The 252-nt window shown below is 42.1% G+C and carries 1 protein-coding gene; it reads right to left on the bottom strand.

All coding sequences use genetic code 11. The annotated features are described in order from the left end of the window. The coding region (locus SB725_RS32695) for a hypothetical protein (protein WP_410923638.1) at positions 1-202 on the bottom strand (202 nt) is incomplete at its 3' end. Positions 203-252 lie beyond the last annotated feature (50 nt).

Below are 252 nucleotides of genomic sequence, written 5' to 3'. Positions count from 1 at the left end.
AGTAAACCATTTCCATTTTGGCATTGCGTGTACGTACAGCACCAAACTTGGTCAACATCCGCGAGACTTTAGACTGATTAATATTGTCAAAGCCTTGCTCCTGCAACGCGGCGACGATTTCGCCCTGGGAGCTAAATTTCTCTTCTTTAAGTAATGCTTTAAATGCTTTAACTAGTTCTTCTTGCTTAGCCGAGCTTCGCATAAGTCACCCGATATGGTGGTTGATACAACATTATTGTGCATACAGATGAA

Source organism: Pseudomonas sp. SIMBA_041, assembly GCF_046535095.1.
Lineage (GTDB): Bacteria > Pseudomonadota > Gammaproteobacteria > Pseudomonadales > Pseudomonadaceae > Aquipseudomonas > Aquipseudomonas mucoides.
This window is presented reverse-complemented; position numbering and strand designations above follow the sequence as displayed.